This is a genomic window from Nocardioides fonticola (assembly GCF_039536805.1).
Lineage (GTDB): Bacteria > Actinomycetota > Actinomycetes > Propionibacteriales > Nocardioidaceae > Nocardioides > Nocardioides fonticola.
Genome location: NZ_BAAAZH010000032.1, coordinates 72,947 through 87,422, shown reverse-complemented (window position 1 = coordinate 87,422; position 14,476 = coordinate 72,947). Strand labels below are relative to the sequence as shown.

Here is a 14,476-nt window from a genome sequence, read left to right as displayed (position 1 = left end):
CGGCGAAGTTTCGTCGTCCCAGTGAACGGTTCGTCGGCTGACCGAAGAAACTTCTCGAGGCCTCGAGGCCTCAGCCCACCCCCACCACCACATCGGCGAGCACGGGGGAGCCGTCGCGCTCCCCGCCGGCGATGGACGCCGAGCCGATGATGCGCTCGCCCTCGCGCCAGCCCTGGATCCGGATCGTCTCCCCGGGGAAGACGACGCCGGCGAAGCGGGCGGTGAAGCTGCGCACCGCGGCGGCGTCGGAGCCGAGGAGCTCGTCGGTGAGCGTGCGCAGCACGATGCCGTAGGAGCACAGCCCGTGCAGGATCGGCGCCGGGAAGCCGGCGGCCTTGGCGAAGTCGGGGTCGGCGTGCAGCGGGTTGCGGTCGCCGCAGAGCCGGTAGAGCAGCGCCTGCTGCGGCGTCACGGCGTAGGTGGCCTCGGCGTCGGGCGCTCGCTCGGGCAGCGCGACGGCGTCGTTGGTGCCGCGGTCGCCGCCCCAGCCGCCCTCGCCGCGCACGAAGATCGACGAGCGCACCCGCCACAGCTCCTCGCCGGACGGCGCCACCGCGGTGCCCTCCTGCCAGATGACGGCGGCCTTGCCCTTGTCCCAGATGTCGGTGATGCGGGTGGTGAGCGTGGCCGAGCCGGACGTCGGCACCGCACCGCCGCTCAGCGTGATGCTCTGCGCGCCGTGGACGACCTGGGCGAGGTTGATGTCGCAGCCGGGCAGGTCGAGCGGCGGCGGGTCGGTGGCGTGGAAGGTCGGCGCGACGACCGCGAACGACGGCAGCACCTGCAGCGCGGCGTCGTCGAGGGTGTAGCGCAGCGCGGCGGGGGAGACGAAGTCGCCCGGCTTGGCACCCGCCCCGATGGCCAGGTGGTAGAGCAGGACGTCGCTCTCGGCCCACGAGAAGGTGGTGGTGCCGGTGGTCGCGCCGATCGCGACCGCGGGGTCGATGGGCATCAGGCGTTCTCCTCGACAGGCGCGGTGGCGTCGGCGGCAGAGCCGGAGGCGGGGGCAGCGACATCGGCCGGACGCGCGGCGATGTCGTCGGCGGCCAGGTAGCCGAAGACCAGCGCAGGGCCGATGGTGCCGCCGGGGCCGGGGTAGGTGTTGCCCATGACGGCGGCCGACACGTTGCCGGCGGCGTAGAGCCCGGCGATGGCGGTGCCGTCGGCGCGCAGCACCCGTGCGTGCTCGTCGGTCACCAGACCGCCCTTGGTGCCGAGGTCCCCCGGCACGATCTTGACGGCGTAGAACGGCGCCTCGTCGATCACGTGCAGCGACGGGTTCGGCTTCACGGTGTGGTCGGAGTAGTACTTGTCGTAGGCCGATTCGCCGCGGTGGAAGTCCTCGTCGATGCCGCTACGGGCGAAGCCGTTGAACCGCTCGAGGGTGGCCTCCAGGTTCGCTGCCGGGACGCCGATCTCCTCGGCCAGCGCGGCGATCGTCGAGGCCTTCTTGATCGTGCCGTACTTGTACCAACGCCCCGGGAAGGGCTGGCGCGGGAAGAGCCCGGCGAAGAGGTAGCGGTTGCGGTAGCGCTGGTCGATGATCATCCAGGCCGGCACGTGCGGGACGCCGGTGGCCTCGCCCTCGTAGATCGCGTGCGTGGCCTCCACGTAGGGCAGCGCCTCGTTCATGAAGCGCCGACCCTCGCCGTTGACGATGATCGAGCCGGGCAGGTTGCGCTCGGCCAGACAGAACCACGGACCGCTCGGCAGCGGGATCGTCGGCCCCCACCACGCGTCGTCCATGAGGGCGACGTCGGCACCGATCGCCAGGCCGGCGAGCTGACCGGCGCCGTCGTTGAACTGCGAGCCGGTGGTCCACTCGGTCGAGGTGGGCTTGGGCTGGTACTTCTCGCGCATCTCCAGGTTGCGCTCGAACCCGCCACTGCCCAGGACGACGCCGCGGCGCGCGCGCACCTCGTGCCGCACGCCGTCCCGCTCGACGACGACGCCGACCACGCGGCCGCCTTCGAGCAGCAGTTCGCTGAGCGGGGCGTTGTAGTGCACCGGCACGCCGGCGTCCATGAGGCCCTTGCGCAGGCCGATCGCGATGGCGTTGCCCATGGCGTACATGCGGCGGCGCAGGGCGAGGCTGACGATGCGGCGCAGCAGCACCATCACCATCGTGATCGGGCCGCGGATCGTGCGCAGGCCGAGGCTGATCTTCCGGAAGTCGGCCTGGGTGACGATCATGTTCGCCGGTGCCTTCGTGTACTGCGGGTGCAGGCGCTCGAGCTCGTCGCCGAGGAAGCGCGCGTCCATCGGCACCGGCTCGGCCGAGCGGCCGGCAGCTCGGCCACCGGGCGCCTCGGGGTGGTAGTCGGCGTACTGCGGCACCCAGCGGAAGCGCAGCGGGGTGCGGGCCTTGATGAAGTCCATGACCTCCGGGCCGCGGTGCAGGTAGGTCTCGCGGCGCTCGGCCGGGACGACGTCGCCGACGATCGACTCCAGGTAGAGGGAGGACTGCTCCATGTCGTCGGGGGCGACCTGGCCGGCGGCCTTCAGCGCGTAGTTGCCGGGGATCCACACCCCGCCGCCGCTGCGCGCGGTCGAGCCGCCGAAGTACTCGCTCTTCTCCAGCAGCACCGTCTCCAGGCCATGGTCGGCGGCCCGCAGCGCGGCGGACATCCCGGCCGCTCCCGCCCCGACCACGACGACATCGACCTCGGTGGGCAGCGCGCCCGTCGTACGACCCGTCATAGCGCGAAACTGTAACAGGTTCTAGTATGAGGACGTGACCTCCGACGACGCCGTGCGCGCCGCCGTCGCCCGCCTCGCCGAGGCCCAGGCGACCCGTGTCCCGTGCGCCCCTGTCCGCGACCTCATCGGCACCGACGACCTCCCCGCCGCCTACGCCGTCCAACAGGGACTCGTGCAGGGACGCATCGCCGCCGGCGCCGCCGTCGTCGGCCGCAAGATCGGCGCGACGTCCCAGGCCGTGCAGCAGCAGCTCGGGGTCGACCAGCCCGACTTCGGCTACCTGCTCGACGAGATGGACGTCAGCGCCCACGACGGCGCACCCATCTCGATGCAGACCCTCCTCCAGCCCCGCGTCGAGGCCGAGGTCGCATTCCTGCTGGCGCGCGACGTCGCACCGCAGACCGAGGAGGAGATCACGCTGGCCTACGTCCGCGACGCCGTCGAGGTGGCGCTGCCGGCGCTGGAGATCGTCGACTCCCGCATCGAGGGCTGGAACATCGGCTTCACCGACACCGTCGCCGACAACGCCTCCAGCGGCCTCTACGTGGTCGCCGACCGTGCCGCCGGCCGACCGCTCACCGAGGTCGAGCCGGTCGAGGTGGAGATGTCGCTGTCGATCAACGGCGAGGTGCGCTCCACCGGCACCGGCGCCGCCTGCCTCGGCGACCCGCTGGAGGCGCTGCGCTGGCTCGCCGTCCAGGCCTATCGCTTCGGCGACCCGCTGCGGGCCGGCCACCTGATCCTCTCCGGCGCCCTCGGCCCGTTCGTGCCGTTCGCGCCCGGCGACCGGGTCGTCGCCTCCATCAGCGGATTCGCGCCGCTGGTCGCCGACTTCACCGACTGACCCCACGACCCCCACGACGCCCCACGACCCCCGACGACCCGTCACGACCCGCTCGACCGCCACCCACAGAAGAGAGAAGAGACGTGGCCCAGAAGCTCACCGCCGCCATCGTCGGCCCCGGCAACATCGGCACGGACCTGCTGTTCAAGCTGCTGCGCTCCGACGTCATCGAGCCGCGCTGGATGATCGGCGTCGACCCGTCGTCCGAGGGTCTCAAGATCGCCGCGTCGAAGGGCCTCGAGGCCAGCCACGAGGGCGTCGACTGGCTGCTCAAGCAGGACCAGCTGCCCGACCTGCTCTTCGAGGCCACCTCGGCCTACGTGCACCGCGAGTACGCGCCGCGCTACCAGGAGGCCGGCATCCGCGCCATCGACCTGACGCCGGCCGCGGTCGGTCCGGCGGTCATCCCGCCGGTCAACGGCGAGGAGCACGTGGGTGCGTGGAACGTCAACATGATCACCTGCGGCGGGCAGGCCACGATTCCCATGGTGGCCGCGGTCTCGCGGGCGACGCCGGTGTCGTACGCCGAGATCGTCGCCTCGGTCTCCAGCGTCTCGGCCGGCCCCGGCACCCGGGCGAACATCGACGAGTTCACGCGGACGACGAGCCGCGGCGTCACCGAGATCGGGGGAGCCGCCGAGGGCAAGGCGATCATCATCCTCAACCCGGCCGAGCCGCCGATGATCATGCGCGACACGATCTTCTGCGCGATCTCCCCGGACGCCGACCGCGACGCCGTCGTCGCCTCGATCGTGGCGATGGAGAAGGCCGTGCAGGAGTACGTGCCCGGCTACCGGCTGCTCCAGGAGCCGCAGATCGACGAGCCGTCGGCCGCCACCCGCGGCCAGGTGAAGGTCTCGATCTTCGTCGAGGTCGAGGGCGCGGGCGACTTCCTGCCCCCGTACGCCGGCAACCTCGACATCATGACCGCCGCGGCCACCCAGGTCGGTCAGAACATCGCCCGCTCGATCCTCGCAGGAGCCTGACATGACCGACCTCAACACCCTGTCCCGCACCTGGTCGGCCACGCACGGCACCGAGCCGTGGGGCGAGCTCGACCTGCGGCTCACCGACACCTGCCTGCGCGACGGATCGCACCACAAGCGCCACCAGTTCACCGGCCAGGAGGTCGAGGACATCGTCCGCGCCCTCGACGAGTCGGGCATCCCGGTCATCGAGGTCACCCACGGCGACGGCCTGGGCGGCTCGTCGTTCAACTACGGCTTCTCGCGCACCCCCGAGCAGGAGCTCATCAAGATCGCGGCCGAGACCGCGAAGAGGGCGAAGATCGCCTTCCTCATGCTGCCCGGCGTCGGCACCAAGGACGACATCCGCGCCGCCCAGGACAACGGCGGCCAGATCTGCCGCATCGCCACGCACTGCACCGAGGCCGACGTCTCGATCCAGCACTTCGGGCTGGCCCGCGAGCTGGGCCTGGAGACCGTCGGCTTCCTGATGATGAGTCACACCCAGAGCCCCGAGGTGCTGGCCAAGCAGGCACGCATCATGGTCGACGCCGGGTGCCAGTGCGTCTACGTCGTCGACTCCGCCGGCGCGCTGGTGATGGAGCAGACCGCCGACCGCGTCTCGGCCGTCGTCGCCGAGATCGGCCACCAGGCCGACGTCGGCTTCCACGGCCACGAGAACCTCGGCCTGGGCGTGGCCAACACCGTCATCGCCGCCCGCGCGGGCGCGACCCAGATCGACGGTTCGGTGCGTCGCTTCGGCGCCGGCGCGGGCAACACCCCGCTCGAGGCGTTCATCGGCGTCTGCGACAAGCTCGGCTGGCGCACCGGCGTCGACTTCCTCCAGATCGTCGACGCCGCCGAGGACGTCATCGCCCCCGCGATGCCCGAGGAGTGCCGCCTGGACCGGATGACCCTGATGATGGGCTACGCCGGCGTCTACTCCTCCTTCCTCAAGCACGCCGGCAACGCCGCCGAGCGCTACGGCGTCTCGGGCGCGAAGATCCTCCTCGAGGCCGGTCGCCGCAAGCTCATCGGCGGCCAGGAGGACCAACTCATCGACATCGCGTTGATGCTGAAGGCCGAGGCGGAGAAGGAAGCCGCGAACGCCTGAGGGATGTGAAAGTTTCAGCGGGTGACCACTGAAGATTCGGCGGGTACCCGCTGAATCTTTCGGTCCGTTGCCGAAGCTTCAGCCGCGAGCCGAAAGTTCTGGCGGGTACCCGCTGATTCTTTCGGTCCGTTGCCGAAGCTTCAGCCGCGAGCCGAAAGTTTTGGCGGGTACCCGCTGAAACTTTCGGGCCGCCAGCCGCGCCGGACGCCGCACCCACCCGAAATCCGGTGGTGAACAGGGCGCCGTACCGGCACGCTGCGCCCCATGGCCTCCCGACTCGCGAACGTCTGCCTCGACGCCCACGACACCTTCGCCCAGGCGAAGTGGTGGAGCGAGGTACTCGACGACTTCACCTTCGACCCCGCCGACACCGAGCCGGGGTGGAACCATCCCGGCGCTGAGGAGTCCGGGCTGGTCAGTGCCGAGGGACGCCACCTGCTCTTCCTGAAGGTGCCCGAGGACAAGCAGGTCAAGAACCGCGTCCACCCCTGCCTGCGCCCCACCGACCGCACCCGCGACGAGGAGGTCGAGCGGCTGCTGGCCCACGGCGCCACCCTCGTCCACGATCTCCGGGACGGCGAGAAGGGCTGGGCTGTGCTGGCCGACCCCGAGGGCAACGAGTTCTGCGTCCTCACCCGCCGCGACTGACGGTCCCCCCACCCCCCGACCCACCCTCCGACCCACCCGAAGAGGACCAAAGACCCCGATCGACACACCCCGTCCCACGAGACTGGACCCAAAACGAGAACGTGTTCTAGTCTGGGGCCAGGTCAAGAGATCAGGAGTGTGCCGATGTCCCAGGCGGTTCTGGACGGCGTCCGCGACCTGCTCCCCGGAATCCGGGAGCGGGCCGACGAGGCGGAACGTCTGCGCGTCGTGCCCGAGGCCAGCATGAAGGAGTTGGAGGAGACCGGGTTCTTCCGCCTGCTCCAGCCCACGCGCTACGGCGGCCTGGAGTCCGACCCGGTCGACTTCTACACCGCGGTCCGCGACATCGCCTCCGCCTGCGGCTCCACCGGATGGGTCGCCAGCGTCGTCGGCGTCCACCCCTGGCAGGTCGCCCTCTTCGACGACGCGGCCCAGCAGGCCGTGTGGGGTGAGGACCCGAACACCCGGCTCAGCTCCTCCTACGCGCCCACCGGCCGGGCCACCGTCGCCGACGGCGGCTTCGTGCTCTCGGGCAAGTGGAGCTTCAGCTCGGGCTCCGACCACTGCCAGTGGGTGCTGCTCGGCGGCCTGGTGCACAACGTGGACGGCGCGATCGTCGACTTCCGCACCTTCCTGGTGCCGCGCGAGAAGTACACGATCGTCGACGTCTGGCACACCATGGGCCTGCGCGGCACGGGCTCGAACGACATCGTCGTCGACGACGTCTTCGTGCCGGAGGCCTTCACGCTCTCGATGAGCGAGACCGGCCAGTGCAAGGGTCCGGGCCAGGCCGTCAACACCTCCGACCTCTACAAGCTGCCCTTCCACTCCATCTTCACCGGCACCATCACCACCCCGATGATCGGCATGGCCCGCGGGGCCTACGCCGAGCACGTGCAGATGCAGAAGGAGCGCGTGCGCGCGGCGTACCTGGGGGAGCGGGCGAGCCTCGACCCCTTCGCCGCCGTCCGCATCGCGAAGGCCTCCAGCGACATCGACGCCGCCTGGGCGCTGCTGGTCAACAACATCCGCGAGGAGCAGGCGTACGTCGCCCGGGGCGAGCAGATCCCGCTCGGCACCCGGCTGAAGGTGCGCCGCGACCAGGTGCTCGGCAGCCAGCGCGCCCTCGACGCCATCGACACCCTCTTCGAGGCCTCGGGTGGCCGCGCCCTCGGCGAGGGCACCTACCTCCAGCGCGCCTGGCGTGACGCCCACGCCGGGCGGGTCCATGCCGCCAACGACCAGGAACGCGCGCTCCAGATGTACGGGGCGCACGAGTTCGGCCACAAGATCGATCCGGGGATGTACTGAGTGACGCTCACACGAGATGACCTGCGCCGCACCGCCGCCGTCACCACCGAGGCCGCGGGCGATCTCACCCTCACCTACTACGAGCTCGGCGACCCCACCGAGCTCGGGGCCGGTCTGCCGCTGCTCATGCTGCACGGCGGCGGCCCGGGCGCTTCGGCGTGGAGCAACTTTGGGACGGCGCTGCCGCTGTTCGCGCAGTCGTTCCGCACGATCCTGGTCGACCAGCCCGGCTTCGGCGGCTCCGACAAGCCGCCCGTCGTGGGCAACTACTACCGCTTCTCCGCCGACGCCGTCGTCGCGCTGCTCGACCGCTTGGGCATCGAGAAGGTGCACCTGCTGGGCAACAGCCTCGGCGGCGGGACGGCGATGCGCCTGGCCCTCACCTACCCCGAACGCGTCGGCCGGTTGATCCTCATGGGCCCCGGCGGCCTGAGCCTCAACCTCTTCCACGCCGACCCCACCGAGGGCGTCCAGCGCCTCATGGCGTTCGGCAAGGAGCCGACGCGCGAGAACCTGCGCGCCTTCATCTCCTGCATGGTCGTCGACCAGTCGCTGGTCACCGACGAGCTGGTCGAGGAGCGTTTCGCCGACGCGACGGCACCCGGCGCGCAGGCCGCGATGGCGAGCATGGGCTGGTCGTTCTACAACCCCGAGACCGCAGAGGACGGCATGCTCTGGCGCGAGGCCCACCGGCTGCGCAAGCACACGCTGCTCACCTGGGGCCGCGAAGACCGGGTCAACCCGCTCGACGGCGCGATGGTCGCTCTCAAGCTCATCCCCAAGGCCAGCCTCCACGTCTTCCCGAACTGCGGCCACTGGGCGCAGATCGAGGCCGCCGAGGAGTTCCGCGAGGTCGCGACCGCGTTCCTCGCCCGTCACGTCGAGCGTCCGGCTCGCGTCGCCGAGCAGGCGGGAGCCACCGCATGACCATCGACATCCGCTCCCTGGGCTACGTCCGGGTCGCCAGCACCGACCTGGAGCAGTGGCGCACGTTCGCCGGCAAGGTCCTCGGGCTGGCGGAGGTGCGCGGTCCGAACCCCGAGCACCTCTACTACCGCATCGACGAGGTCAGCCACCGGCTCGTCGTCGAGCCCTCGGACGTCGACCAGCTGATCTGCGCCGGATGGGAGCTCGCCGACCACCGCGCCCTGCAGGAGGCCCGCGAGCACCTGCAGAAGGCCGGGGTGGAGTTCGAGGAGGGCACCGTTGCGGAGATCGACGATCGCCGCGTGCAGGAGCTCATCCGCTTCCGCGACCCCTTCGACAACGTCTTCGAGCTCTACCACGGCATCACCTACGAGGCTCGCCCGCTCGTCACGCCCTACGCCGCCACCTTCGTCACCGGCGACCAGGGCATGGGCCACATCGTCGTCCCGGTCAGCGACGACGTGGAGGCGCTGCGCTTCTACGCCGACGTGCTCGGCTTCCGGTTGCGCGACTCGATGAGCATGCCGGGCGAGTTCGTCGGCAAGGAGCCCGGCAGCAAGGTCTGGCTGCGGTTCCTCGGCGTCAACCCGCGCCACCACTCCCTGGCGTTCCTGCCGATGCCCAACCCGAGCAAGTGCGTGCACATCATGCTCGAGGTCGACGAGCTCGACCACGTGGGCCGTGCGCTGGAGCGGGTCCGCAAGCACCAGGCGCCGCTCTCGGCCACCCTGGGCCGGCACATGAACGACGAGATGATCTCGTTCTACGTGAAGTCGCCGGCCGGCTTCGACGTCGAGTTCGGCACCGACGGCCTCACCGTCGACGACTCCCGCTGGGTCGCGCGCGAGTCGACCGCCGTCTCCTACTGGGGACACGACTTCGGCGGCGGGCGCTGAGCGCGCCCGATAGCCTGACCCGCATGTCCGCGCTCCCCGGCCCCGAACCGACGCCGTCCATCCCCGAGGGGATGCGGGCCGACGCCAAGGAGACCTGGCCGAGCCCCGAGCTGATCGAGTCCTGGCTCGGCGACGGCCTCTACGACTTCCAGTGGCGTCCGGGCGAGGCGATGGACGTCGGCGACGACGCCGCCTCGGTCGCCGCCGCGCGCCGGTTCCGCGACGTGCTCAGCCGCTTCGCCTCCGGCGTCACGGTCGTGACGGCGGTGAGCAACGGCGAGCCGGTGGGCCTGACCTGCCAGTCGTTCTCCAGCGTCTCCCTCGAACCGCCGCTGGTGCTGTTCATCCCCGCGAAGTCCTCCCGCGCCTGGCCCGCGATCCAGCGCTCGGGCAAGTTCTGCGTGAACTTCCTGGCCGCCGACCAGGCCGACGTCTCCAACCAGATGGCCAGCCGCGGAGCCGACAAGTACGCCGGCATCGAGTGGACGCCGGCACCGGTCACCGGCTCCCCGGTGCTGCCCGGCACGGTCGGCTTCGTCGACTGCACGATCCACGCCGTCCACGAGGCGGGCGACCACTACCTCGTCATCGGCCGGGCCCAGCACCTCGAGGTGGGCGAGGCCGAGGAGCCGCTGCTGTTCTACCGCGGGAAGTACGGCACCGTCGGCTGAACCCGGCACGCGGATGGACGCCGCGCATGTGATGTGCTGGCCCGATGATCGGGCAGGAGATCCGCTACCCCGCACCACTGCGTCCCGGTGACCGCATCGGCGTCACGTCCCCCTCGGCCGGCGCCTCGGGCGCGGCGCGCGAGCGCATCGACTTCTGCATCGAGCAGCTGCGCGCCGACGGGTACGACGTCGTCGTCGGCGAGCTGATGGACGCCGTCGGCATCACCTCCGGCCCGGCGCAGGCGCGGGCCGACGAGCTGACGGAGATGCTCTGCGACCCGACCATCGCCTGCGTCGTGCCGCCCTGGGGCGGGGAGACCGCGATCGACCTCGTCGACCTCCTCGACTGGGAGGCGCTCGCGGCGGCCGAGCCGACCTGGCTCGTGGGCTACTCCGACCTCTCCACGGTCCTGCTGCCGATCACCACCCGGCTGGGGTGGGCGACCCTGCACGGCGACAACCTCGCCGACACCCCCTACGTCGTCCCCGACGGGCTGCTGGGCTGGCGCGAGGTCGCCGCCGGCACGGGCCCGCACGTGCAGCGCGACTCCGGCCTGTTCGCCACCTGGGTGCGCTTCGAGGAGGATCCGCGAGCGACCGCCTGGCGCGAGGTCGGCCGCGGCTCCTGGGGCCTGCACGGTGCGGCGTCCCTCGATGTCACCGGCCGCCTGATCGGCGGCTGTGTGGAGACGCTGGCCAACCTCGCCGGGACGCCGTACGGCGATGTCGCCGCCTTCGGTCGCACCCACGCCGAGGAGAGGCTGATCGTCTACCTCGAGGCGGGCGGGGACGACGCCCCGACGATCTGCCGCAACCTCCACGGCCTGCGCCTGGCCGGGTGGTTCGAGCATGCGCGGGCGATCCTGATCGGTCGCACGAACGCACCTGACTCGGCGCAGCTGACCCAGCGCGACGCCGTCCTCGACGCCCTCGGCCGCCTCGACCTGCCGATCGTCTTCGACCTCGAGATCGGGCACGTGCCGCCGCACCTGCCGTTGGTCAACGGCGCGCTGGCGCGGGTCGTGGTCGACGGCCAGCGGCGTGAGATCACCCAGCACCTGACGTGACGAGACCCCCGGCCGCGTGGGAGCCGGGGGTCTCGACAGGTCAGGACGGGGAGGGGTGGGAAGCGTCAGATGCGGGTGCGCCGGGGGTTGGCGACCATCTCGCTGACGATCTCGGAGGCCTCGTCGCCCGTCTCGGTCTCCATCTGGGGGGTGGTGTCGAGGGTGTCCATGCGGGGATCCTAGGCAGCCCTCGTGAACCGCGCGTGACGTCGCGCTGTGAGCTGGAACACGTGCCCTCTGTCCCGATCTCCCCGCCCCGCCCGCGTGCTCACAGGGCGAGCGCGGCGCGGTGCTCGCGGGGAGTGCCGAAGAGCTGTCCGAGCGCGTGCGCGCGCTTGAAGACCAGCTGCGCGTCGTGCTCCCAGGTGATCGCGATGCCGCCGTGCAGCTGCACGGTCTCGGCCGCCACATGCGTGGCCGCCTCGATCGCGTAGGCGGCGGCGACCCGCGTCGACATCGCGGCGTCCGGGCTGTGGGTCGCGACGCCGAAGGACGCCGACCACGAGGCCGAGCGGGCCATCTCGACGAGCACGAGCATGTCGGCCATGCGGTGCTTGAGCGCCTGGAAGGAGCCGATCGGACGGCCGAACTGCACCCGCGTGCGGCTGTACTCGACCGTCATCTCCAACCCGCGCGCCGCGCATCCGACCGCCAGCGCGGCGGTCGCCGCGGCACCCACGAGGGCCACCCGCTCGCGGGCCGGGGCAGCCGCCCCGATCGGGCGGAGGGTCGCGGGGTCGACCTCGACACGACCGAAGCGCAGGGTCTGGTCCATAGACGGCGTCCAGGTGATGCGGGCGCCGTCGGCAGCGGGGTCGACCACGCCGAGCGTGTCGCCCGCGACGACGACCAGCAGGCTCGCCCGGTCGGCGTCGAGCACCGGCTCGGCGGTGTCGAGATCGACGAACGCGGCGGTCTCGCCGGCGGCGAGCCGGGGGAGCAGCTCGGCGCGGGCCTCCTGGCTCGCCCCGGCCAGCAGGGCCTCGACGACGAGCACCGTGGAGAGCAGCGGGGACGGCGTGAGGGTGCGGCCGAGCTCCTCGAGCACCAGCAGCGACTCGAAGAGCGTGGCGCCGGCGCCGTCGTGCTCCTCGGGCACGCCGAGCGCCGCGACGCCGATCTGCTCGCACAGCAGCTGCCACAGCTCGACGTCGTAGCCCTGCTCCTGGGCGAGCGCCGCCCGCACGGCGGCCGGGTCGGAGCGCTTGGCCAGCACGGCCCGCACGGTGGCGAGCAGCTCCTCCTGGTCCTGGGAGAGCGCGAACTCCATCAGGCCGCCCCCTCCGCGACGAGCAGGTCGAGCAGGGTCGCCCGGTGGCGGGCCGGCGTGCCCCAGGCGCCCACCAGTGCACGGATCTTGGTGATCCACACGCTGAGGTCGAACTCCTGGGTGTAGCCGATCGCGCCGTGCAGTTGCAGCCCGGTGCGCGAGGCGAGGTAGGCGGCGTCGGAGCAGGCGATCTTCGCGGCGGCGACGTCGCGCTCGGTCGGCTCCAGCGCGGCGCCGTCGAGCAGCGGCCGGGCGAAGTCCAGCGCGATGCGCACGTCGGCCAGGGCGTGCTTCACGGCCTGGTAGCTGCCGATCTCGCGCCCGAACTGCCGGCGCTGCTTGACGTAGCCGACAGTGTCGGCGAGCACGCGCTCGCCGGCTCCGAGCAGTTGCGCGGAGGTGGCGAGGACGGCGAGGCGCCGCGCCGCGGCCAGGTCGCCGGCGGCGTCCGCGGGCGCATCCGGCGTCACCTCGTACAGGCCGCGGGTCAGGTCGACCGAGCCGAGCCGCGCGCCCGGCGTGGCGGTGTGCAGGACGCCGTCGACGACCGCGTACACCGCGTCGGCGGCATGCGCGTCGAGCGCGTAGGGCACCTCCGGCGGGACGGCGACCGTGGCCACCCCCTCGACCTCGGCGCCCAGGGCGAGCGGCAGGTAGGCAGCGGACTCCACCCACGGGCCGGGGACGGCGTGCCTCCCGAGCGCCTCGAAGGCGATGACGACCTCGACCGGGGTGGCCTCGGTGGCCAGCATCGTCAGCCCCTGCTCGGCCAGCCGACCCCACAGCGCCAGGCCCGGTGCGGTGTCGGCGGCGGCCCACGCGCGGGCGGCGCTCACGGTGTCGGCGCCGGAGAGCAGCGCGTCGAGGGAGGCCGCGAAGTCGCGCTGGTCGGTGGTGTGCTCGAACCTCATGCTCAGGCCCCCTTCGCCTCGCGCGGCAGACCGAGGATGCGCTCGGCGACGATGTTGCGCTGCACCTCGTTGGTGCCTGCGTAGATGGGTCCCGAGAGCGAGAAGGTGTAACCGTCGAGCCAACGCGACTCGACCTCGCCGTGGGCGTCGAGCAGATCGAGGGCGGTCTCGTGCAGCGCGACGTCGAGCTCGCTCCACCAGACCTTGTTGACCGATCCGGCCGCGCCGATGTCGCCGCCGTCGGCCAGCCGGGTGACGGTGCCCCACGTGTAGAGCCGGTAGGCCTGCGCCTTGATCCAGGCGTCGACCACCGCGTCGCCCGCGGCCGCCGGTGGTGCGGGGGTGGCGCGGTAGAGGTCGAGGAGTCGGTCGACGGCCGCACAGAACCGGCCCGGCGAGCGCAGCGAGAGGCCGCGTTCGTTGCCGGCGGTCGACATCGCCACCCGCCAGCCGTCGCCGGGGGCGCCGAGCACGTCGGCGTCCGGCACGAAGACCTCGTCGAAGAAGATCTCGGCGAACCCGGCCTCGCCGTCCAGCTGGGCGATCGGGCGCACGGTCACGCCTTCGGCGTCGAGGGGGAAGAGGAAGTAGGTGAGGCCGCGGTGCTTCTGTGCCTGCGGGTCGGAGCGGAAGAGCCCGAAGCCCCAGTGCGCCAGCGCCGCCCGCGACGACCAGGTCTTCTGCCCGTTGAGCACCCAGCCGCCGCGCTCGTCGTCGCGGCGCGCGGTCGAGCGCAGCGAGGCGAGGTCGGAGCCGGCCTCGGGCTCGCTCCAGCACTGCGCCCAGATGCGCTCGCCGGTGGCCATCGAGGGCAGGAAACGCGCCTGCTGCTCCGGCGTCCCGTGCTCGAAGATGATGGGCGCGAGCAGGAAGATGCCGTTCTGGGAGACCCGGCCGGGGGCGCCCGCGCGGTAGTACTCCTCCTCGAAGATCACCCACTCCACGAGCGAGGCCTCGCGGCCGCCGAACTCGCGGGGCCAGGAGACGACCGACCAGCGGTCGGCGGCCAGCTTCGCCTCCCACTCCTGGTGCAGCGCCCAGCCCTCCGGGGTGTCCATGGAGGGCAGGGGGGTGGTCGGCACGTGCGCCGCCAGCCAGGCCCGGGCCTCGGCCTGGAAGGCCAGCTCGGACTCGGACAGGGTCAGATCCATC

At 71.8% G+C, this 14,476-nt stretch carries 14 protein-coding genes; 9 read left to right on the top strand and 5 right to left on the bottom strand.

What is annotated here, in order from left to right:
- Positions 1-70: 70 nt before the first annotated feature.
- Positions 71-952, bottom strand: a complete 882-nt coding sequence (locus tag ABD671_RS20005; RefSeq protein WP_344735246.1) for a MaoC family dehydratase — start codon at positions 950-952, stop codon at positions 71-73.
- Positions 952-2,700, bottom strand: a complete 1,749-nt coding sequence (gene kstD, locus ABD671_RS20000) for a 3-oxosteroid 1-dehydrogenase (RefSeq protein WP_344735245.1) — start codon at positions 2,698-2,700, stop codon at positions 952-954. The genes ABD671_RS20005 and kstD overlap by 1 nt, the downstream gene beginning before the upstream one ends.
- Before the next feature lie 34 nt (positions 2,701-2,734).
- On the opposite strand from kstD, the gene ABD671_RS19995 reads away from it, so the two are divergent.
- From ABD671_RS19995 to ABD671_RS19955, 9 genes are all read left to right on the top strand, one after another.
- Positions 2,735-3,544: a 2-keto-4-pentenoate hydratase gene (locus ABD671_RS19995; protein ID WP_344735244.1), complete on the top strand. Its 810-nt coding sequence runs from the start codon at positions 2,735-2,737 to the stop codon at positions 3,542-3,544.
- A gap of 83 nt (positions 3,545-3,627) precedes the next feature.
- Positions 3,628-4,530 (top strand): acetaldehyde dehydrogenase (acetylating), encoded by a 903-nt coding sequence (locus tag ABD671_RS19990; RefSeq protein WP_344735243.1) that lies wholly within the window; start codon positions 3,628-3,630, stop codon positions 4,528-4,530.
- Position 4,531: 1 nt separating this feature from the next.
- The gene (gene dmpG, locus ABD671_RS19985; protein WP_344735242.1) at positions 4,532-5,623 is read left to right on the top strand and encodes a 4-hydroxy-2-oxovalerate aldolase; all 1,092 of its coding nucleotides are present in this window, start codon (positions 4,532-4,534) and stop codon (positions 5,621-5,623) included.
- Between the two features lie 264 nt (positions 5,624-5,887).
- The gene (locus tag ABD671_RS19980) at positions 5,888-6,271 is read left to right on the top strand and encodes a VOC family protein (protein WP_344735241.1); all 384 of its coding nucleotides are present in this window, start codon (positions 5,888-5,890) and stop codon (positions 6,269-6,271) included.
- A gap of 144 nt (positions 6,272-6,415) precedes the next feature.
- Positions 6,416-7,582: a 3-hydroxy-9,10-secoandrosta-1,3,5(10)-triene-9,17-dione monooxygenase oxygenase subunit gene (gene hsaA / locus ABD671_RS19975; RefSeq protein ID WP_344735240.1), complete on the top strand. Its 1,167-nt coding sequence runs from the start codon at positions 6,416-6,418 to the stop codon at positions 7,580-7,582.
- The gene (hsaD, locus tag ABD671_RS19970) at positions 7,583-8,509 is read left to right on the top strand and encodes a 4,5:9,10-diseco-3-hydroxy-5,9,17-trioxoandrosta-1(10),2-diene-4-oate hydrolase (protein ID WP_344735239.1); all 927 of its coding nucleotides are present in this window, start codon (positions 7,583-7,585) and stop codon (positions 8,507-8,509) included.
- Entirely contained in the window at positions 8,506-9,405 is a 900-nt protein-coding gene (gene hsaC, locus ABD671_RS19965) for an iron-dependent extradiol dioxygenase HsaC (protein WP_344735238.1), read from the top strand. The genes hsaD and hsaC overlap by 4 nt, the downstream gene beginning before the upstream one ends.
- 23 nt (positions 9,406-9,428) lie before the next feature.
- Positions 9,429-10,076, top strand: a complete 648-nt coding sequence (locus ABD671_RS19960) for a flavin reductase family protein (RefSeq protein ID WP_344735237.1) — start codon at positions 9,429-9,431, stop codon at positions 10,074-10,076.
- 44 nt (positions 10,077-10,120) lie between these two features.
- Positions 10,121-11,143, top strand: a complete 1,023-nt coding sequence (locus tag ABD671_RS19955; RefSeq protein ID WP_344735236.1) for a S66 family peptidase — start codon at positions 10,121-10,123, stop codon at positions 11,141-11,143.
- Positions 11,144-11,411: 268 nt separating this feature from the next.
- Here the strand turns inward: ABD671_RS19955 and ABD671_RS19950 are convergent, their stop codons facing one another.
- The 3 genes from ABD671_RS19950 to ABD671_RS19940 are packed head-to-tail and all read right to left on the bottom strand — an operon-like array spanning position 11,412 to position 14,475.
- Positions 11,412-12,413: an acyl-CoA dehydrogenase family protein gene (locus ABD671_RS19950; RefSeq protein WP_344735235.1), complete on the bottom strand. Its 1,002-nt coding sequence runs from the start codon at positions 12,411-12,413 to the stop codon at positions 11,412-11,414.
- Positions 12,413-13,324: an acyl-CoA dehydrogenase family protein gene (locus tag ABD671_RS19945; protein WP_344735234.1), complete on the bottom strand. Its 912-nt coding sequence runs from the start codon at positions 13,322-13,324 to the stop codon at positions 12,413-12,415. The genes ABD671_RS19950 and ABD671_RS19945 overlap by 1 nt, the downstream gene beginning before the upstream one ends.
- A 2-nt stretch (positions 13,325-13,326) precedes the next feature.
- Positions 13,327-14,475 carry an acyl-CoA dehydrogenase family protein gene (locus ABD671_RS19940; protein WP_344735233.1) on the bottom strand — a complete coding sequence of 383 codons (1,149 nt, stop codon included), beginning with the start codon at positions 14,473-14,475 and terminating at the stop codon, positions 13,327-13,329.
- Position 14,476 lies beyond the last annotated feature (1 nt).